General features: G+C 67.1%; 15 protein-coding genes and 1 pseudogene. 5 read left to right on the forward strand and 11 right to left on the reverse strand.

Annotation, left to right across the window (positions count from 1 at the left end):
* Positions 1-88 precede the first annotated feature (88 nt).
* The 8 genes from AC5Y21_RS14505 to AC5Y21_RS14540 all read right to left on the reverse strand — a co-directional run bounded on the left by AC5Y21_RS14505 (position 89) and on the right by AC5Y21_RS14540 (position 11,703).
* Positions 89-2,203, reverse strand: coding sequence for a substrate-binding domain-containing protein (locus AC5Y21_RS14505; protein WP_499913153.1), 2,115 nt, complete (start codon positions 2,201-2,203; stop codon positions 89-91).
* 120 nt (positions 2,204-2,323) lie between these two features.
* Positions 2,324-4,507: a malate synthase G gene (locus tag AC5Y21_RS14510; protein WP_499913154.1), complete on the reverse strand. Its 2,184-nt coding sequence runs from the start codon at positions 4,505-4,507 to the stop codon at positions 2,324-2,326.
* 143 nt (positions 4,508-4,650) lie between these two features.
* Positions 4,651-5,700 carry a hemolysin family protein gene (locus AC5Y21_RS14515; RefSeq protein WP_499913155.1) on the reverse strand — a complete coding sequence of 350 codons (1,050 nt, stop codon included), beginning with the start codon at positions 5,698-5,700 and terminating at the stop codon, positions 4,651-4,653.
* Positions 5,697-7,073 (reverse strand): hemolysin family protein, encoded by a 1,377-nt coding sequence (locus AC5Y21_RS14520; RefSeq protein WP_499913156.1) that lies wholly within the window; start codon positions 7,071-7,073, stop codon positions 5,697-5,699. The genes AC5Y21_RS14515 and AC5Y21_RS14520 overlap by 4 nt, the downstream gene beginning before the upstream one ends.
* A gap of 170 nt (positions 7,074-7,243) precedes the next feature.
* On the reverse strand, positions 7,244-8,680 hold the full coding sequence (locus tag AC5Y21_RS14525; protein WP_499913157.1) for a GuaB1 family IMP dehydrogenase-related protein: 1,437 nt from the start codon (positions 8,678-8,680) through the stop codon (positions 7,244-7,246).
* A gap of 54 nt (positions 8,681-8,734) precedes the next feature.
* Positions 8,735-10,186, reverse strand: coding sequence for an NADP-dependent phosphogluconate dehydrogenase (gene gnd / locus AC5Y21_RS14530; protein ID WP_499913158.1), 1,452 nt, complete (start codon positions 10,184-10,186; stop codon positions 8,735-8,737).
* 126 nt (positions 10,187-10,312) lie between these two features.
* Complete coding sequence (locus AC5Y21_RS14535) at positions 10,313-11,263, reverse strand: M56 family metallopeptidase (protein ID WP_499913159.1); 951 nt, start codon at positions 11,261-11,263, stop codon at positions 10,313-10,315.
* Positions 11,264-11,277: 14 nt separating this feature from the next.
* Positions 11,278-11,703, reverse strand: coding sequence for a BlaI/MecI/CopY family transcriptional regulator (locus tag AC5Y21_RS14540; protein WP_499913160.1), 426 nt, complete (start codon positions 11,701-11,703; stop codon positions 11,278-11,280).
* Between the two features lie 380 nt (positions 11,704-12,083).
* Here AC5Y21_RS14540 and AC5Y21_RS14545 point away from each other — a divergent pair, with 380 nt between their 5' ends.
* The gene (locus tag AC5Y21_RS14545; RefSeq protein ID WP_499913161.1) at positions 12,084-12,521 is read left to right on the forward strand and encodes a PaaI family thioesterase; all 438 of its coding nucleotides are present in this window, start codon (positions 12,084-12,086) and stop codon (positions 12,519-12,521) included.
* Positions 12,522-12,548: 27 nt separating this feature from the next.
* Here the strand turns inward: AC5Y21_RS14545 and AC5Y21_RS14550 are convergent, their stop codons facing one another.
* The 3 genes from AC5Y21_RS14550 to AC5Y21_RS14560 all read right to left on the reverse strand — a co-directional run bounded on the left by AC5Y21_RS14550 (position 12,549) and on the right by AC5Y21_RS14560 (position 15,733).
* A complete protein-coding gene (locus AC5Y21_RS14550; RefSeq protein WP_499913162.1) occupies positions 12,549-13,940 on the reverse strand; it encodes an NAD(P)/FAD-dependent oxidoreductase in 1,392 nt (463 codons plus the stop codon).
* 141 nt (positions 13,941-14,081) lie between these two features.
* Positions 14,082-14,990 carry an LLM class F420-dependent oxidoreductase gene (locus AC5Y21_RS14555; protein WP_499913163.1) on the reverse strand — a complete coding sequence of 303 codons (909 nt, stop codon included), beginning with the start codon at positions 14,988-14,990 and terminating at the stop codon, positions 14,082-14,084.
* A 65-nt stretch (positions 14,991-15,055) separates the two neighbouring features.
* Positions 15,056-15,733, reverse strand: a complete 678-nt coding sequence (locus tag AC5Y21_RS14560) for an SDR family oxidoreductase (RefSeq protein WP_499913164.1) — start codon at positions 15,731-15,733, stop codon at positions 15,056-15,058.
* Between the two features lie 287 nt (positions 15,734-16,020).
* Here AC5Y21_RS14560 and modA point away from each other — a divergent pair, with 287 nt between their 5' ends.
* The 4 genes and pseudogenes from modA to AC5Y21_RS14580 form a co-directional block, all read left to right on the forward strand.
* Entirely contained in the window at positions 16,021-16,788 is a 768-nt protein-coding gene (modA, locus tag AC5Y21_RS14565) for a molybdate ABC transporter substrate-binding protein (protein WP_499913165.1), read from the forward strand.
* A 9-nt stretch (positions 16,789-16,797) separates the two neighbouring features.
* Complete coding sequence (locus AC5Y21_RS14570; RefSeq protein ID WP_499913166.1) at positions 16,798-17,592, forward strand: ABC transporter permease; 795 nt, start codon at positions 16,798-16,800, stop codon at positions 17,590-17,592.
* A gap of 7 nt (positions 17,593-17,599) precedes the next feature.
* Positions 17,600-18,751 (forward strand): sulfate/molybdate ABC transporter ATP-binding protein, encoded by a 1,152-nt coding sequence (locus AC5Y21_RS14575; protein WP_499913167.1) that lies wholly within the window; start codon positions 17,600-17,602, stop codon positions 18,749-18,751.
* Positions 18,752-18,864: 113 nt separating this feature from the next.
* Positions 18,865-19,755, forward strand: a pseudogene (locus AC5Y21_RS14580) (alanine and proline-rich secreted protein Apa); the annotation flags it as partial.
* Positions 19,756-19,804 lie beyond the last annotated feature (49 nt).

Consider the following 19,804-nt stretch of genomic DNA (forward strand, 5'->3'; position numbering starts at 1 on the left):
GCCCGGATACCGCCCAGGCTTCACTCTGAAAGCGCAGGCTTCACACGCAACGCCAACGCTTCACACCCAACGCCACGCAGCAAGTAACTCAGCTCAGGAAGGTACTGATCGCTGCGGCCAGGTCGGGTGAGGCCGACGTCCCCAGGTTGCGGTAACTGCCGCCGCTGAGCTGTGCGACAGCTTCCCAGGTTGCCCGGTCCGGATCACCGCCGAAGTCGATGACGTTGACCGCGATCGGTCGGGCCTGATCGGCGGCCTGGCGGATGAAATCCTGCAGCCCGGCTCCGTCGAGAGTCTGGTCGGTGTGCGGCCCAGCCGTGATCACCAGTATCGAATTCGTCTGGCCGGCAACGTATTTAGCCAGCATCTCCTGATAGATCATGCGCAGCGTGGTGAACGACACCGCACCGCCTCCAGACGAATACTGCTTGTCCAGCGCTGCTGTCAGCGCGGCCGGGCGAGGCTGCCCGTTGACCTGGTCGCCCAGCGGTCCGATTGCCACCTCGGATCGACCCTCGTGACCGTCGAATGTCCACAGCCCGACGACCGACGCCGGCGGCATCGCCTTGATCCTGTCGCTCAGCGCCGCCACCACGTTGGCCAGTCGGGTTTTCCCGCCCTCGTCGGTGGGCATCGACTGGTCAAGCATTATGGTCGCGGCCACGCCGGCCGACCGTGAGCTCAGGGCGTTGGCCAGGTTGGCGCGCATCGCCTCGTCACCCACCGACAACGCCGCGGGCAGCGCGGGAAAACTGGTGACGGGGCTGCTCGGCGGTTTCACGTCGGTGACCCGGAAACCGGCTCTGGCCAGTTTTGCCAGTTGCTCGGGCTTCTGCATGAAGTGGGCGAACGCGCTGGCGGCCTCGGTTTGTTCGTGCGACAACCAGGAGCCGGTGAGCAGCACGGTGGGGTAGTCGGCAACCGCGACCGGACCGGGCGGCAGCCAGGAGCCCAACTTGCCCTTGGCATCCTGCAGCGACTGGCCGCGCTGGAACAGCTGCTGCTCGGTGGTGATCACCGCGTGTACCGGTGCGGCCGCCGCGTCGCTGCTGAGCAGCGCGGTCATCGCCGCGCCGAGCGAGTTGTCGGCCAGTTTGGGCTGCGCGCCGACGAGTGTGCGTGCCGCGCCGGCGCCCTGGATCGGCGGCACCCCGGCGGGTGCTGACGCGGCTGCCACCGCCTCGCCGGCCAACAGTGCGGCGTCGCCGTTGCCGCCGGTCGGCAGGGCCAGCCGCAGCGATCCCCAGGACGGCAACTTCAAGCCGGCCAGCGAGTTCGGATTGGTTTGCAGGCCGGGCAGCGCCGCCCAGTTCTGGCTGGCCAGGGCCTGCTGGAATTCGGGCCGCACCGCGAGCACCACCGGTGAAGTCACCAGGGAACGGCTGTCGCTGATGATTTTCTGGCTCGCGGCCGCGGTGAGCCGGGCCGCAGAAACCGAGCTGCCCGGGATCCACAATGCCGGCTGGTCACCCAGTTCGGCCGGCCACTTGCCGGTCAGGCCGTCCAGCACCGCATCGGAGCCGGCGGATTTGACGTCCACCGACATGCAGCGGTCACCGACCGGCCCGGCCGTTGAGTTGTAGTTGTCGCCCAGCTCCCGCACCTGATCGGCGATCGTCGGGTCGACAACGACAGCGACCGTCTCTTTGCCTCCCACGCAGCGTGCCGCGGCGCTGTGCGAACGGTGGGACAGCGCATCGCCGAAGAAATTCCACAAAATCCACACGCCCACCACCGCGATGACCGCGATCAGCGCCACGATCACGCCGATGCTGACTCCTCGTCTCCCGCCGACGCTGCGGTGACCACCCCGCCAGCCGCCGACGTCCCGATGGCCGGCGGTGTAGAGGGGCGGCGGCGGGGTCGACGGGTCCAAGGCCGCCGCGCTCGCCTGCCGGGGCGGAAAGTCTGGGTACTCGTCGGCTGTCCGCTCGTCCCGATCGAGCTGGTCGTCGGACCATTCGTCGTCATCGGACCAAACATCTTCCGGATGGCTCGGGCCACTCGGGTAGCCACCCGGGGACTCGACGGGCGGCGGCTCCGTAGCAGTTTCCGGGTAGCCGAAGTCGTCCTGCTGGCCGCTGTGCCGGCCGTGATCTGCCTCGTCCTCCTGGTATGCACTGTCCGCGGAGGATTCCTCTGACGGCTCGGAGGCGTCATCGGAGGCGGAATCCCCGGAGTCCGGCAAGCTGTGCCTACCCATACCGGTGTCTGCGTCCTTTCCCTCGAATCCATCGAAGCTCTCCGCTGGTCAAGCGGATATCACACCCGGGCTGTATCGGATTGGCCCGCCTTCTTACCGGGCCGCTAGCGACCCGCATCGTCACCGCGCCCGCGCCTTGAATTCCCGACGGCGGCGATGCAGGATCGGCTCGGTGTAACCGTTGGGTTGCTGCCCGCCGGTCAGGATCAGGTCCTGCGCGGCCAAAAAGGCGATGCTGTCGTCGAAGTTGGACGCCATCGGGCGATACGCCGGGTCCCCTTCGTTTTGCTTGTCCACCAACGGCGCCATCCGCTCCAGGCTGGCGCGGACGTCCTCGCTGGTGATGACACCATGTCGCAGCCAGTTGGCCAGCAACTGGCTGGAGATCCGCAGGGTGGCCCGGTCTTCCATCAAGGCAATGTTGTGGATGTCGGGCACCTTCGAGCAGCCGACGCCCTGCTCCACCCAGCGCACCACATAGCCGAGGATGGACTGACAATTGTTGTCGACCTCCTCACGGATCTCCTCCGGAGCCCAGGCCAGTTCCTTGGCCAGCGGAATGGTCAGCAGCTCGTCGATGGTCGTGCGGGTCTCGCCCTCGAGTTCCTCCTGCACGGCGCCGACGTCCACCTGGTGGTAGTGCATCGCGTGCAGGGTGGCCGCTGTGGGCGACGGCACCCAGGCTGTGGTGGCGCCTGCTTTGGGCTGGCCGATCTTCTGTTCGACCATGTCGGCCATCAGCTCGGTCATCGCCCACATGCCCTTGCCGATCTGGGCCTTGCCCTTGAAACCGGCGGCCAGCCCGGTATCGACGTTGGCGTCCTCGTAGGCCTTGATCCAGGTGCTGTTCTTCATCGCACCCTTACGGATCATCGGTCCCGCCTCCATGGAGGTGTGGATCTCGTCGCCGGTGCGGTCCAGGAACCCGGTGTTGATGAACACGACGCGATCGGCGGCGGCCTTGATGCATGCCTTGAGGTTGACCGTGGTGCGGCGCTCTTCGTCCATGATGCCGACCTTCATGGTCCCCTGCGGCAATCCCAGCACGTCCTCGACGCGGCTGAACAGCTCGCAGGTGAACGCGACCTCGTCGGGACCGTGCATCTTGGGCTTGACGATGTAGATGGAACCGGTGCGGCTATTGACCAACGGCCCGTTGTCGTCACTGCTCTTCAGCCCGTGGATCGCGGTCACCCCGGTGAACAGCGCGTCCATCAGTCCTTCGAACACCTCTTTGCCGTCACTGTCCACGATGGCGTCATTGGTCATCAGGTGACCGACATTGCGAACAAAGAGCAGGCTGCGTCCGGGCAGCGTCAGTTCGTCGCCGTCCGGGGCGGTGTAGGTGCGGTCGGCGTTGAGCACGCGGGTGAAGGTCTTGCCGTCCTTCTTGACGTTTTCGGCGAGATCGCCCTTGTTCAGGCCGAGCCAGTTGCGGTAACCGAGCACCTTGTCGTCGGCGTCGACAGCGGTCACCGAGTCCTCGAAGTCCATGATCGTGGTGATGGCCGACTCGAGGATGACATCCTTGATGCCGGCCGCATCGGTCTTGCCGATCGGCGACTCCGGGTCGATCTGGATTTCGATGTGCAGACCGTGGTTGGCCAGCAGCACCGACCAGTTGGGGGAGCCGAGGTCACCGCTGAACCCGGCGAACTGCTGCGGGCTCGCGAGACCGGTCGACTGGTCGCCGACGGCGATCTGCAGTTCGCCCTCGTCGATGCTCAACCCCGTCGCGTCTGCCCACGAGCCCGACGCCAGCGGCACCGCACCGTCCAGGAACTTGCGCGCGTAGGCGATCACCTTGTCGCCCCGAACCTTGTTGTAGCTGGAGCCCTTCTCGGCGCCGTCGCTCTCCGGGATGACGTCGGTGCCGTACAGCGCGTCGTAGAGGGAGCCCCAGCGGGCGTTAGCGGCGTTCAGGGCGAACCGGGCGTTGAGGACGGGAACCACCAGCTGCGGGCCGGCCGTTGTGGTGATCTCGTCGTCAACGCCCGACGTGGTGATGGTGAAGTCGCCGGGTGCGGGCTGCAGATAGCCGATTTCGGTGAGGAACTCGCGATAGGCGTCCACATCGAGCGGCTCGATCACCCGATGGCGGTGCCACTTGTCGATCTGGGCCTGCAGCTCATCGCGGCGGTTCAGCAAGTCCTGGTTTTGCGGGGTGAGGTCGGTCACCACCTTGTCGACGCCCGCCCAGAAGCTGTCCGGGTCGATACCGGTGCCAGGCAGGGCCTCGTTGTTCACGAAGTCGTAGAGCACCCGGGCGACGCGCAAGTTGCCCGCTGACACGCGTTCAGTCATGGTTCTCCTTCATAAAAGCCCTGTTGACGGGCTAACCGGCCCCAACTGGCCCGAATAAGCTATGCCGCCAGCCTACCGAGCAGCAGCCTGACGAGCGTATACGGCCGACCGGCAACAGCAGGTCAACCGCTCCAGCGCCCGTCTCAGCTCGCGCCGTCGCGCATGGTACCGACCAGGTCCTCCACCAGATCGTCCATCGCCACCATGGCGACCACGGCCTGGTTGTCGTCGATCACCAGGGCCAGGTGGCTGTTGCTGCGGCGCATCCGCGACAGGGCGTCGGCCAGCGGTAGCGAGTGCCGAACCCGCGGCAACGGACGCACCAGCGCCAAGTCGATGGTGGTCCGCGGATGGTCGCCGAGCGTCAGCACGTCCTTGATGTGCAGGTACCCGAGGAACTCGCCGCCGGTGTCGGCGACGGGAAACCGGCTGTAGCCGCTTTCGCTCAGGGCCTGTTCGACGGCGCCGACCGTCGGCCCGCGGCCCGCCGCGGCCACCGGCACCGCCCGGACATCGGCGAGCGGCCGGGCGACATCGGCGACCACCCTGCTCGGTATCTGCAGCGCCCGCGTCAGCCGGGTGTGCTCCTCTTGATCCAGCAGACCTTCGGACACCGATTCCGCGATCAGCTCGGACAGCTCGACGGTGGACACCGTGATGTCGAGCTCGTCTTTGGGCGCAACGCCCAGCACCCGCAGCACCGCGTTGGCGCACAGGTTGTAGAACACGATGAAGGGGCGGGCCGCGCGCACGTAAAGCAGATACGGCGGAACCAGCAGCATCGCCGTTCGCTCCGGACCGGCCAGCGCGATGTTCTTCGGCACCATCTCGCCCAGCAGCACATGCAGCGTCACCACGAAGGCCAGCGCAACCACAAACGACACGGTGTGCACTAGCGCCGGATGCATACTCGTGAACCCCAACGACGTCCGCAGCAGGTCAGAGACCGCCGACTCACCTATTCGGCCAAGCAGGATCGACGCCACGGTGACGCCTAACTGAGCACCCGCCAGCATCGACGGGAGCTGCTCACCGGCCCTGATCACCGTCACCGCACGGGTCCGGCCCTGCTCGGCCAGCGCTTCCAGGCGGTCGCGGCGGGCCGAGATCAGCGAGAATTCCGCCCCGACGAAGAAGGCGTTGGCGCCGATCAGCAGCAGCGCCAGCAGCACTTTTAGTGCGTCGTGGATCATGGCCGCGGTCCTGAGCCGGATGGCTGGCCGTCCGGTTGATGGGCCAGTTCGATCAGCTCGAGCAGGTCGATCCGCCGGCCGTCCATCCGGACCACCGTCGCCCGCCAGCGCACCGAGTCGTCCGACAGGCCGTCCGCGTCCAACGCCGGCACCTCGACCGTTTCTCCGGCCCGGGGGATGTGGCCGAGCTCGCGGAGCACCAGCCCGCCGATGGTCTCGTAGGGCCCCTCCGGGGCTCGATACCCGGTCGCGGTGGCCACCTCGTCGATGCGCAGCAGACCCGATACCCGCCATCCATTGCCGGAGGCCACCACATCCGGTGTCGCGTCGTCGTGTTCGTCGCGAACGTCGCCGACGATCTCTTCGATCAGATCCTCGACGGTCACCATGCCCGCGGTACCGCCGTATTCGTCGACAACCAGCGCTGTCTGCAGGCTGTCGGCGCGAATCTGCGCCATCACCGCATCGCCGTCCAGCGTCGACGGCACCACCGTGACCGGCTTGGCCAGGGTGGTTACCGGCGTCCGGGCGCGATCGGCGGACGGGATGTCGAACACCTGCTTGACGTGCACCATGCCGACGGTCTCGTCGAGGTCACCATCGATGATCGGGAAACGCGAGAACCCGGACTGGGCAGCGGCCGCCACCAGGTCGGCGACAGTGTCATCGGTCTGCAGCGACACAATCTTCGACCGCGGCGTCATCAGTTCCTCGGCCGTCAGGGCGCCGAACTTCAGCGATCGCCGCACCAGCGACGCAGTCGCGGGATCCAGGGCGCCGCTGCGGGCCGAGGTTTGTACCAGCGACAGCAATTCCTGGGGCGAGCGGGCCGATCGCAGCTCCTCGGCCGGCTCGATTCCCAGCTTCCGGACGATCCAGTTCGCCGCCCCGTTCGTCAGTCGGATGGCCAGGGTGAACAGCATCGAGAAAGCCAGTTGCGGCACCACGACGGCACGGGCAGTACGCAATGGGCGCGCGATCGCGAGGTATTTGGGCACCAGCTCGCCGAACACCATCGACACCGAGGTGACGATCACCAGCGCGACGAACGTGGTGATCCCGTCGGCCAGCCCGTCGGATATCCCGATCTTCGCCAGAGCCGGGTGCGGCAACCTGTCGACCAGCGGTTGGGTGAGGTAGCCGGTGACCAGCGTGGTGATCGAGATGCCCAACTGGGCGCCCGAGAGCTGGAACGACAGCCTCTGCTGGGCGCTTTGGATGAATCGGTCGCGACGGCCACCGGCGCGGGCATTGGCTTCGACAGTGCTGCGGTCCAGCGCTGTCAGCGAGAATTCGGCCGCGACGAACACCGCGGTGCCGAAGATCAGCACGCCGATGGCCAGCAGGCTGGCGACGGTGACGGAGATGTTCACGCCTGGCTCAGTCCGTGGGGTGCCGGCGACGCAGTGGGCGGCCGCTCGTCCCCGAAGCCAATGGCCCCGGCGGGTGCCTGCGGCACTTCGTCCCTTTCGCTCTTCGGCGGTTAGCTGCCAAGCAGCACTTCATGGTAACGAAATTATCCGGCCTGCCCTGCGCGAGCAGTTCACCAGCCGGTCGGCAGCGGATGGCCCTCGGCAAAACCGGCCGCCGACTGTATCCCCACGACGGCCCGCTCGTGCAGCTCCGCCAGCGTCGCGGCCCCGACGTAGGTGCAGGTACTGCGCACGCCGGAGGTGATGTGGTCGATCAGGTCCTCCACGCCGCCCCGATCGGGGTCCAGTCCCATCCGCGATGTCGAGATGCCTTCTTCGAACAACGCCTTGCGGGCCCGGTCGAACGTGCTGTCCGCGGCGGTGCGGGCGACCAGCGCTCGCTTGGACGCCATGCCGTAGCTCTCCTTGTACGGCTGGTCGTCGCGGTCGCGCATCAGGTCCCCGGGGGACTCATAGGTGCCGGCGAACCACGACCCGATCATCACGTTTGATGCTCCGGCGGCCAGCGCCAGCGCCACATCCCGCGGATGCCGGATCCCGCCGTCGGCCCACACATGACCACCGAGTTGTCTTGCAGCAGAAGCGCATTCGAGCACAGCAGAGAATTGTGGACGGCCGACGCCGGTCATCATCCGGGTGGTGCACATGGCGCCCGGACCGACACCGACCTTCACGATGCTCGCGCCGGCGCCGATCAGGTCCCGGGTTCCCTCGGCCGAGACCACGTTGCCCGCAGCCAGCGGCACACCCAGATCGAGCGACGCGACCGCCTTGATCGCTTCCAGCGTCTTGAGTTGGTGTCCATGCGCGGTGTCGATGACCAGCACGTCGATGCCGGCCTCGGCAAGGGCCCGGGCTTTGGCGCCCACGTCGCCGGTGATGCCGACGGCAGCGCCGATCCGCAGTCGCCCGTGGGTGTCGGTAGCGGGGGTGTAGATGCCGGTGCGGATCGCTCCCATGCGGGTGAGCACGCCCGCCAGCGTGCCGTCGGTGCTGGTCACCACCGCGACGTCGATGGGTGCGTGCTCGAGCAGGTCGAAGATCTTGCGCGGCTCGGTGCCCACCGGAGCCGTCACGAAGTCGCTCACGGCGACGTCACGCACCCGGGCGAAGCGGTCCACGCCCACGCACGACGATTCCCGCACCAAACCGATCGGGCGGCCCTCGAAGGCCACCACGGCGACGCCGTGTGCGCGCTTGTGGATCAGCGCCATCGCATCGGAGACCGAATCGTCGGGCGTCAGGGTCAACGGCGTGTCGAGCACCAGGCCACGGCTCTTGACGAAATCCACCGTCTGCTGCACCGCGTCGATCGGAAGGTCTTGCGGCAGGATCACGATGCCGCCGCGGCGCGCCACCGTCTCGGCCATCCGTCGCCCCGCGACCGCGGTCATGTTGGCGACCACCACCGGAATGGTGGTGCCCGAGCCGTCGACGGTGGACAAGTCGACGTCGAACCGCGAAGCGATGTCCGAGCGGTTCGGCACGATGAAGACGTCGTTGTAGGTCAGGTCGTAGCCGGGCCGGTGCCCGTCCAGGAACCTCATCGCTGTCGCCCCACGTTGTTTCCCAGTTGTTCAGGCCCCCCTAGGCCGGACCGGCTAGGCCGGCACCTCGCTGCGGTCTCCGCTCCATAGTGTGTGGAATTTGCCCTCCGCGTCGATTCGCCCGTAGGTATGGGCACCGAAAAAGTCGCGCTGGGCCTGGGTCAGCGCGGCGGGCAGCCGTTCGGTGCGCAGCCCGTCGTAGTACGCAAGGGCCGACGAGAACCCGGGAGTGGGGATACCCAGCTGGGCCGCCGTGGACACCACCCGGCGCCAGCTGTCGATGGCCGATTCGACAGCGCTGCGGAAATACGGTGCGACGATCAGGCTGGCCAGGTCGGGCTCGTCGTCGAATGCGTCCTTGATGCGGTTGAGGAACTTGGCTCGGATGATGCACCCGCCGCGCCAGATGGTCGCCAGGTCCCCGGGTGTGATGTCCCAGTCGAATTCGGCGCTGCCGGCCTGGATGTGGTTGAAACCCTGCGCGTAGGCCACGATCTTGGAGGCGTACAAGGCCTGACGCACGTCTTCGGTGAATGTCTCGCTGTCGGAAGGCTTTTCGCCCAGGTTGCCGGAGGCGAGCCCGCTGGTGGCCTTGCGCTGCGCCACCGAACCGGACAGCGCCCGGGCGAACACCGCCTCGGCGATTCCGGTGATGGGCACACCCAGATCCAGCGCCGACTTGACGGTCCAGCGGCCGGTGCCTTTTTGCTCGGCTTCGTCCAGGATGACGTCAACCAGCGGCTTACCCGTCTTGGCGTCGGTCTGGCGCAGCACGTCGGCGGTGATCTCGACCAGGTAGCTGTCCAGGTCGCCCTTGTTCCATTCGGTGAAGACGTCGGCGATCTGCGGCGCATCCAGCCTCAGCCCGTCGCGCAGCAGCTGGTAGGCCTCGCCGATGAGCTGCATGTCGGAGTACTCGATGCCGTTGTGGACCATCTTAACGAAATGCCCCGAGCCGTCGGGACCGATGTGGGTGCAGCACGGCACGCCGTGGACATGCGCGGAGATCTCCTCGAGCAGCGGGCCCAGCGACTTGTACGACTCGGCGGGCCCGCCGGGCATGATCGACGGGCCGTTGAGCGCCCCTTCCTCGCCGCCGGAGATGCCGGCGCCGACGAAGTGCAGCCCGCGCTCGCTCATGGCCTTCTCGCGGCGGATGGTGTCGGTGTACAGGGCGTTGCCGCCGTCGATGATGATGTCGCCTTCTTCCATCGCGTCGGCGAGCTGGTCGATGACCGCGTCGGTGGGATCGCCGGCCTTGACCATGATCAGCACCCGCCGCGGCTTCTCCAGCGCGTCCAGAAACTCTTCGATGGTTTCGGTGCGCACGAACTTGCCGTCGTCGCCGTGCTCTTCGAGCAGCGCGTCGGTCTTGGCGGCGGATCGGTTGTGCAGCGCCACCGTGTAGCCGTGGCGAGCGAAGTTCCGGGCGATATTCGAACCCATCACGGCCAGGCCGGTGACGCCGATCTGCGCGGTTCCCGTCTTCGAATCCGACGAACTCATGTCTGGCATTTGAGTGGGCCTCTCAGGTGGCAGAAATCTTGCTCGGGCTTTTTGGAACGCTGATCCGACAACACTGTGACACAGCGGACCGCTGACGCTGCAAAGTGTTTCGCCCCCGCACTGCCGCTAGGCGGCAAACAAGCGCTGCAGCTCGGTGAGCCATGGCACCGCCAGCGCGATGGTGGGCACCACCAGGACGGCCGCCGCGGCCAGGTATGCCGTGGCTGACAGGATCCGGCTGTTGCCCCGACCGGACAGCCGGCGCACCCGCAGCACCGTGCTGGGTCCACTTGCGGCCAGCGCACCCGACGGCGCGCGGCCTGTCGCGCAGGCGACCAGCGCCCGGGCCAGGGGAGCGCGTCCCGCGGCGCGTACCGCGGCGTCGTCGGCCAGCAGCTCGACCAGCAGCTGCACCGAGCTCAGCGCGCTGGAGCTGCGGACCAGCCGCGGGAAGGCGGCGTGCACGGCGGTGAACGCTTCCAAAACCAGGTCGTGGCGGGCACGTAGATGAGCCCGCTCGTGGGTGAGGATGGCCGCGACTTCGGCGTCGTTGAGCGTGCTCAGCGTCCCTTCGCTGACCACCACGCGGCTGCGCACCCCGGGCAGGCAATAGGCAAGCGGCTGGGAGACATCCAGGACACGCAGGTCGCGGGTGCGCCCGCCGGACTGGGCCCCGGCCGTGTCGTGTGCCATCCCGACGAGGTCGACGACCATGCGGTGGTGGGCCCGCCGCCGCCGGGTCGCGATGGCCACCCGCACCACGGCGACCATCAATCGCCCGCCGACCAGCACAGTCAGCGCGAAAACGGCGATGTATGCCGCCCACAGCGGCCAGCCCAGCCGGCCCTCGGCGTCGAGGATGCTGGCCGTCGGTCGCCCGTCGGGGCCGGGCATGAGCAATCGGGTAGCGATCGCGATGCCGGCGCTGAAGGCCGAAAGCACCGCTGCCAGGGCGATGGCCTGCCACAGCACCATCGCGGCGCGCGGGGCGCGCAACGGCCACTTAGAACGGGCTAGCAGGGCCGGTGTCGGGCCGACCAGCAGCACCGCAAGGATGGTGAAGGCCAGCGCTGACACGCTGCTAGTCTCCCTCAGTCCTCCGCCCTGACGCCAGCAGATGGATCAGATGGCGCAGTGCGTTGATTGGTTTCCAGTTCGGCGAGCGCTCGCCGCAGTGCGTCCGCCTCGTCGGCCCCGACCCGCTCGACGAAGTGCACCAATGCGGCCTGCCTGTCGCCGGAGTCCTCGGCTTGGGCCAATGCATCGACCATCAGCCCCGCGACCAGTTCGTCGCGGCCGTGCACGGGAGCGTATCGGTGGGCGCGGTCGTCGCGAATCTGCGAGACCAGATTCTTCTTCGCCAACCGCTGCAGCACTGTCATCACGGTGGTGTAGGCGAGGTCGCGTCGCGCGGACAACGCTTCGTGGACTTGGCGAACGGTTTGGGGTTCCGGTTTGAACCACAAGTGGTCCATCACCGCGCGTTCCAGATCCCCCAGCCGAGTCAGCTTGGCCATAGTTCGTTCATCTCCATCAGCGTTGGACTCAGCGTACTCCGGCTTACTACCGATCGTCGTACGCAAAGCCGGCCGGGACGCGGCCCGGCCCGGGGCACGGGGCGGTGAGACGGCACGAGTCACTGGTAGACGGGCTTTCTGCTATTACCGGTGTGACGCTGGTAACAGCGCCGCGTTCGAATTGTGTTGCCAGACACGCCGCAACACTACCCTTGCGAAATTAGGGCAGCCTTGCCTATGCTGAATCCGGTCGAGCGAACATGACCGCGGCAGAGTCCTGAGGGCTGCAGCGACCCCCGGTCTTCTCGATCGGCGAGCCCCGTGCCCTGGTTGCACGGGGCTCGCCTGTTGGGGCGGGGGCCCGCCGATGGTGTAGACACATGAGCGTGTCCTCGGACCTGACCATCCCGGAGAATTTCACCGCGCCTTTCGACGCCGAGTTGGGGCTGCGATTCACCGAACTCACCCCTGACGGCGCCCGCGCGCAGCTCGAGGTCACCCCCAAACTGCTGCAGCCGATGGGGCTGGTGCATGGCGGCGTCTATTGCTCAATCATCGAGAGCATGGCCAGCGTGGCCGCCTACACCTGGCTGAACTCGCTCGGCAGTGCCGTTGGGGGCGGCGGCAACCCGAGAAACGTCGTGGGCGTCAACAACAACACGGATTTCTTGCGTTCCATCCAGTCGGGGATGGTGTACGGCACGGCCGAACCGATTCATCGCGGTCGCAGTCAGCAGCTCTGGCTGGTCACCATCACCGATGCCGGCAATCGTGTGGTCGCCCGTGGTCAGGTGCGGCTACAGAATCTCGACGCGTGATACCGACGTTCGAGGTCGGCTGACCGGTTAACTCGCCACTCTGGTGGCGGACGCCGCGTCGTGCGCCTCGGCGGCCAGCTCGGCGAGCTGTTCGAGGCGTGTCCGGGCGAAGGCCTGCTGGTCGGTGATGGTCAGCTGGCCGCGTCGAGTGCTCAGGAAGGTCACCGTCCACGACAGCAGCGTGGTGATCTTGGTCTTGAATCCGATCAGGTACACCAGGTGCAGGACCAGCCAGATCAGCCAGGCGATGAAGCCGCTGAACTCGAGTGGGCCAATCTTGGCCACCGCGGAGAATCGCGACACCGTGGCCATTGAACCCTTGTCGAAGTACTGGAACGGTTCACGCTGGGTGGGGTCGGCCCCGGCGAGTTCGGCCTTGACCGTCGTCGCGACGTATTTGGCGCCCTGGATGGCACCCTGCGCAACTCCCGGCACGCCTTCGACGGCCGCCATGTCGCCGACGACGAAGACGTTGGGGTAGCCGGGGATGGACAAGTCGGGCAGCACCTGAACCCGGCCGGCCCGGTCGAGTTCCACCGGCGACTGCTCGGCCAGGTCCCTTCCCAGCCGGCTGGCCTGGACTCCGGCCGACCACACTTTGCAGGCCGACTCGATGCGCCGCTCGGTGCCGTCGGAGTCGCGGACGGTGATGCCGTTGCGGTCCACGTCGGTGACCATCGCACCCAGCTGGATCTCGACGCCCATCTTCTCCAGCCGTGCGGCGGCCCGCTGGCCCAGCTTTTCGCCCATCGGCGGCAAAACGGCGGGAGCGGCGTCGAGCAGGATCACCCGTGCCCTGGTCGAGTCGATGTGACGGAAGGCACCCTTCAACGTGTGTTCGGCCAATTCGGCGATCTGCCCGGCCATTTCGACGCCGGTCGGGCCTGCTCCGACGACCGTGAAGGTCAACAGCTTCCTGCGTCGTTCGGGATCGCTGGACCGTTCGGCCTGTTCGAAGGCGCTCAATATGCGGCCGCGCAGCTCCAGCGCATCGTCGATCGATTTCATGCCGGGCGCGAATTCGGCGAAGTGGTCGTTGCCGAAGTACGACTGGCCGGCGCCGGCGGCGACGATCAGTGTGTCGTAGGGGGTTTCGTAGCTGTGGCCGAGCAACTCCGAGATGACGCGCTGGTTGGCCAGGTCGATGTGGGTGACGTTGCCCAGCAGCACCTGGGCGTTGCGCTGCTTGCGCAGTACGACACGGGTGGGTGGGGCGATTTCGCCCTCGGAGATGATCCCGGTGGCCACCTGGTACAGCAACGGCTGAAACAGGTGATGGGTGGTGCGCGCGATGAGCTTGATGTCGACGTCGGCGCGCTTGAGTTTCTTTGCCGCGTTGAGTCCGCCGAAGCCTGATCCGATGATCACGACTTGATGCCGACGCTTGGATCCAGCTGGGTCTTCTTGCTGGGGACTCATGTTCGGCTGCTCCTGACGAGGCTCCATCGGCATTCGACTACAGTTAGCTACTCCGTAGCCAAGGGTAGCCAAGCCGACCGCTAGATACCCAAGCGCGGGCATGTGTAATCAGCCACACCCCGGCCATCCGAGTGCGCTGCGCTACATATCGAACAGCGGCCGCAACGCCTCGGCCGCGGCGGTGATGACACCGGGCACGTGACTGTTCGGAATGTTGATGATCGCCCCGCCGACACCGACGTCGAGGATTCTCTTCTGCACCTGTTCGGCGATCTGCTCCAGGCTGCCGGCCACCATGCGAGGGTTCTCCCGCTCGGGATCGAACTTTCCGTCGACCACCACCGTCAACATCAGGCTTGTTTCCAGGGTCGCGGGGTCTCGGCCGGCCTCGTCGCAGCGTGCCTTGAGCGCGTCCACCTTGCGCGGCAGCTCGTCGAGTCCCGCGATGATATTGAGGTGATCTGCGCAACGGGCGGCAATCGCGAACGTCTTCTTCTCGCCGCCACCGCCGATCATGATCGGGATGTGGTCGCGGTACCGCGGCTCGGCCGTCGCCGATTCGGTGTGGTACCAGTTCCCGGAGAACGTCGGCCGCTCGCCCTTGATCATGGGGCCAAGGATCTGCAGTGCCTCTTCGAGGCGGTTGAACCGGTCGGTGAAGGTGCCGAATTCGAAGCCAAGCTGGCGGTGTTCCAGCTCGTACCACCCGGCGCCGATGCCCAGGACCGCCCGGCCACCGCTCACCACGTCCAAGGTGGTGATGACCTTGCCCAGCAGCGTCGGGTTGCGGTAGGTGTTGCCGGTCACCAACGTGCCCAACTGCAGACGCTCGGTGGCGGTCGCCAACGCGGCCAGCGCGGTGTAACCCTCGAGCATCGGCGCATCCGGAGCGCCCAGCACGGGCAGTTGGTAGAAGTGGTCCATCACGAAAAGCGAGTCATAGCCTGCTTTTTCGGCTTCTTGAGCCTGCGCGATGACGGTTGGGAAAAGCTTCTCTACGCCAGTGCCGTAGGAGAAGTTGGGAATTTGGAATCCAAGCTTGATCGTCACGGTGTCCACCGTAGCGATCGGCCCGGCAACGCAACCAGGCCCGTCATTCAACCGGGGCTAGAGCCCTAGGCGAATTGAGCCAGCGCCCCGTGGCTGACGTGCATCGTCTGGCCGGTGATGTGGCGAGCCGCCGACGTCGTGAGGAACAGCGCCAGCCGGGCGATCTCGGCCGCCACGGATGGCGAGGTGCGCGAGAGGCCGTCGTAGCCGGGCTGAATGCTGCGTCCGCATGCGACCGCGTTGACCGTGATCCCGCGGGTGCCGAAAACTTCGGCCTGCCCGGCGACCCAACTCGACAGTGTCGCCTTGATCGCGGCATCAGCGCTGCCGGCGGGCGGGTTTTCCGCCACCACGCTGACGATGGAGCCCCCGGAACGTAGGTGATCGCCCACGGCCTGCACCGTCAGCACGGCCGAGAGCACGGTCGCGTCCAGCGCATTGCGCCAGGCGTTCGCGGTGTCGGACAGCGAATAGGTGCGGGGGTCGCCCGCGTCCCAGCGCGGCGCCGGCACGTTGACGATGGTGTCCAGGTGATGGGGGAGCAGCCCGCGGACTTCCGCGAGGCTGGTGGAGTCCGTGGTGTCGCAGACGATTGCGTCCACATCGAGTTCCTTGGCGACAACCTCGAGGTCGCCACGTCGGGCACCCACGAGGGTTACCTTGTGGCCGTCCTCGCGAAAGCCTTCGGCTACTACGCGCCCTAGATCGGTGTCGCCTCCGGTGACCAGCACCTCCACTGCCATGACCTCCTCATGTTCAACGTTGAACCCAAACCCCGGCAGTTGACCAGCGCATTTGCGTCACACTTCGGCGGCGAAACCCGGTTCCGATGGGGGTAAAACCACCGGGTCCCGGAACTGCATTGCCTGGGATCTCAGCGTGTTATGGCATCGACTCCGGTCAATGTTACTGGACAGTAGCTCTTTGGCGAAACTCCGCACCGCCTCGACGCGCCGACGGATTGGGTAACTATTCGGTATGGACTTCGGGGCGCTCAACGCTTCGGACCGGTGCCAGCTAGGTTTAGCCAATGCGTCCGAGCGGGGTCTTGGCCGGGTTGGTGTCGACGGTGCTGGTGACCGGCTTGCTGGGGTGCAGTCCGAAGTCGCCCCCGTCGTCGATCGTCGTGTTCGCGGCGGCCTCGCTGAAGCCCGCGTTCACCCAGATCGGTGAGCAGTTCAAAACCGACAATCCCGGCAGCAGCGTCGAATTCGACTTCGCGGGTTCCTCGGAGCTGGCGACCCGATTGACTCAGGGCGCGACTGCCGACGTCTTCGCATCGGCTGACACCGCGCAGATGGACACGGTCGCCAAGGCTGGGTTGCTGGCCGGGGACCCGGCGAACTTCGCCTCTAACACCTTGGTCATCGTCACCGCCCCGGGTAACCCGAAGAAGATCGAATCCTTCGCCGACCTCGCCAAGCCGGGCCCGCGCGTGGTGACCTGCCAGCAGCCGGTGCCCTGCGGATCGGCGACGCATCGCATCGAAGACTCCACCGGGGTGCACCTCAATCCGGTCAGTGAGGAACTCAGCGTGACCGATGTCCTCAACAAGGTCATCACCGGGCAGGCCGACGCCGGGCTGGTCTACGTCACCGATGCGCACAGCGCCGGGGCCAAGGTCGCGACTGTCGAGTTCTCCGAAGCCGCCGGGGCGGTCAACGTTTATCCGATCGCGGTGCTTAAGAAGGCACCGCAACCGACTCTGGCCCAGAAGTTCGCGACGGCCGTGACCTCCGAGATGGGTCAGAAGACCCTGGCCCAGTTCGGCTTTCAGAAACCGCCGGCCAAGCCCTGACATCCCGCCATGCACCGGCCAACGGATCTGCCGCGGTGGGTATACTTCCCCGCCTCCGTCGGGACCGCGTTCGTGGTGCTGCCGTTGTTGGCGATCGCGATCAAAGTCGACTGGCCGCATTTCTGGTCGTTGATCACCAGCACGTCGTCCGCGACGGCGCTGTACCTGAGCCTCAAGACCGCCGTCGCGAGCACTGTGCTTTGCGTGCTGTTCGGCGTGCCGATGGCGCTGGTGCTGGCTCGTAGCAAGACGCGGGTAGTGCGGTTGCTGCGTCCGCTGATCCTGCTGCCGTTGGTGTTGCCGCCGGTGGTCGGCGGCATTGCATTGCTGTACGCGTTCGGCCGGCTCGGACTGATCGGGCAGTACCTCGAGGCCGCCGGTTTCAGCATCGCGTTCAGCACCACCGCGGTGGTGTTGGCGCAGACGTTCGTCTCGTTGCCGTTTCTGGTGATTTCCCTCGAGGGCGCCGCGCGTACCGCCGGGGCGGACTACGAGGTGGTGGCCGCGACGCTGGGAGCGCGGCCCAGCACGATCTGGTGGCGGGTCACGCTGCCGCTGCTGCTTCCGGGCATGGCCTCGGGGGCGGTGCTGGCATTCGCCCGGTCGCTGGGGGAGTTCGGGGCGACGCTGACGTTCGCCGGGTCCCGTCAGGGCGTCACCCGAACCCTGCCGTTGGAGATCTACGTGCAGCGAGTGACCGACGCGGACGCGGCGGTGGCGTTGTCGATCCTGCTGGTGGCGGTGGCGGCGTTGGTGGTGCTCGGGCTGGGCGCTCGGCGACTGACCGGGACCGACGCGAGGTAGCAGGCCAATGAGCGAATTGCAGCTTCGCGCGGTGGTGGCAGCGCGCCACCTGGATGTGTCGTTTTCGGTGTCGGCCGGCGAAGTCCTCGCCGTGCTCGGCCCCAATGGCGCGGGCAAGTCCACCGCCCTTCATGTGATCGCGGGGCTGGTTCGGCCCGACGCGGGTCTGGTGCGGTTGGGGGAGCGGGTGTTGACCGACACCGTGGCCGGGGTGAACGTGTCGACTTACGACCGCCGGGTCGGGCTGTTGCTGCAGGATCCGTTGTTGTTCCCGCACATGAGCGTGGCCGCCAACGTGGCATTCGGGCCACGCAGCCGCGATGGCATGTTCAGGAAGTTGCGCTCAGGGCGTGGCCGGGAGCAGGTGCAGGACAAGTCGAACGCACTGCGCTGGCTCCGCGAGGTGGACGCCGAGCAGTTCGCCGACCGCAAACCGCGGCAGCTGTCCGGCGGTCAGGCTCAGCGGGTGGCGATCGCGCGGGCGTTGGCGGCCGAACCCGATGTGCTGCTGCTCGACGAGCCGCTGAGTGGCCTCGACGTCGCGGCTGCCGCTGCCATCCGCGCGGTGCTGCGCACTGTTGTGAGCCGCAGTGGCTGCGCGGTAGTGCTGGTCACTCACGATTTGCTCGATGTGTTCACCCTGGCCGACCGGGTGCTGGTGCTGGAGTCCGGGAGGATCGCCGAGATCGGCTCGGTGGCCGGGGTTCTCGCCGCGCCGCGCAGTCATTTCGGAGCCCGCCTGGCGGGCGTCAACCTGGTGACCGGAACCATCGCTCCGGACGGCTCTCTGCTGGCCCGGTCCGGCGCGCGCCTGTATGGGCACCCGAAGCCGGAGCCCGCTAAGGAGTTCGGGAAGCTCGTCGACGGGCAGGACGCGATGGCCTTGTTCACGCCCGCAGCGGTTGCGGTTTATCAAGACATGCCGCACGGCAGTCCGCGCAATACGGTCGAGGTGACCGTGGCGGAGCTGGACGCCCGCGGATCCACGGTTCTGGTGCGCGGTCAGGTGCAGGCCGATGGCGCGCCCGGCCTGGCCGCCGAGATCACCGTGGACGCCGCTGCGGAGCTGGGGTTAGCGCCCGGGAAGCGGGTGTGGTTCAGCATCAAAGCTCACGAAGTCACGCTGTACCCGGCGCGGCCTGGGGGCACCCACTCGTAAGGTCCACTGCGCAATCCGTCGCCAGATTGCGCTCTGGCAACATCGGGAAAACCGCCCGGCAACGCCAGAGGTGGTTCCTTGCTTCACAGCCGTAACACGGTAGGTTCGTCGCCATGGATCAGGTGGACCCGAACTCGACCCGTCGCAAAGGACTGTGGGCGACCCTGGCGATCGCCGCGGTGAGCTGCGCCAGCGCCTTCACCATCGCGTTGCCGGCAGCCTCGAACGCCGATCCGGAGCCCTCACCCTCACCTCCGGCAAGCCCGTCGCCGAGTCCCTCACCCGCAGCGTCTCCCACTGCGCAGCCCCCGGAGGGACAACCGGCGCCGACCGAACCCACTGCGCCGCCGACCGAACCGGTCGACCCGAGCGCCGGGCGGATCGACAACCCCGTCGGCGGCTTCAGCTTCGTCCTGCCGGCCGGCTGGGTTGAGTCCGACGCTTCTCACCTCGACTATGGTTCGGCGTTGCTGAGCAAGACCACCGGGCAGCCACCCGCGGCCGGGCAGCCGGCCCCGGTCGCCAACGACACCCGCATCGTGCTTGGCCGGCTGGATCAAAAGCTGTACGCGAGCGCGGAGGCCACCAACGCCAAGGCCGCCGTCCGGCTGGGCTCCGACATGGGCGAGTTCTTCATGCCGTACCCCGGAACACGGATCAACCAGGAAACCGTCCCCCTCAACGCCAACGGGGTGGCCGGCAGTGCGTCGTATTACGAGGTCAAATTCGCCGATCCGTCCAAGCCGAATGGCCAAATCTGGACCGGCGTCATCGGTTCGCCGGGGGCGACGACCCCCAACGCCGCTCCGCCGCAACGGTGGTTCGTGGTGTGGCTCGGGACCGCGAATAACCCTGTGGACAAGGGCGCGGCCAAGGCGCTGGCCGAGTCGATCCGACCGCTGACACCGGCACCCGCCGCAGGGGCACCGTCGCCGACGGCACCGGCGCCCGCCGCAGGGGCACCGTCGCCGACGGCACCGGCTCCCGCCGCAGGGGCACCTGCTCCCGCAGGACCGGCTCCAGCCGCAGGGGCACCTGCCCCCGCAGGACCGG

It is taken from the genome of Mycobacterium sp. NGS41 (assembly GCF_059812725.1).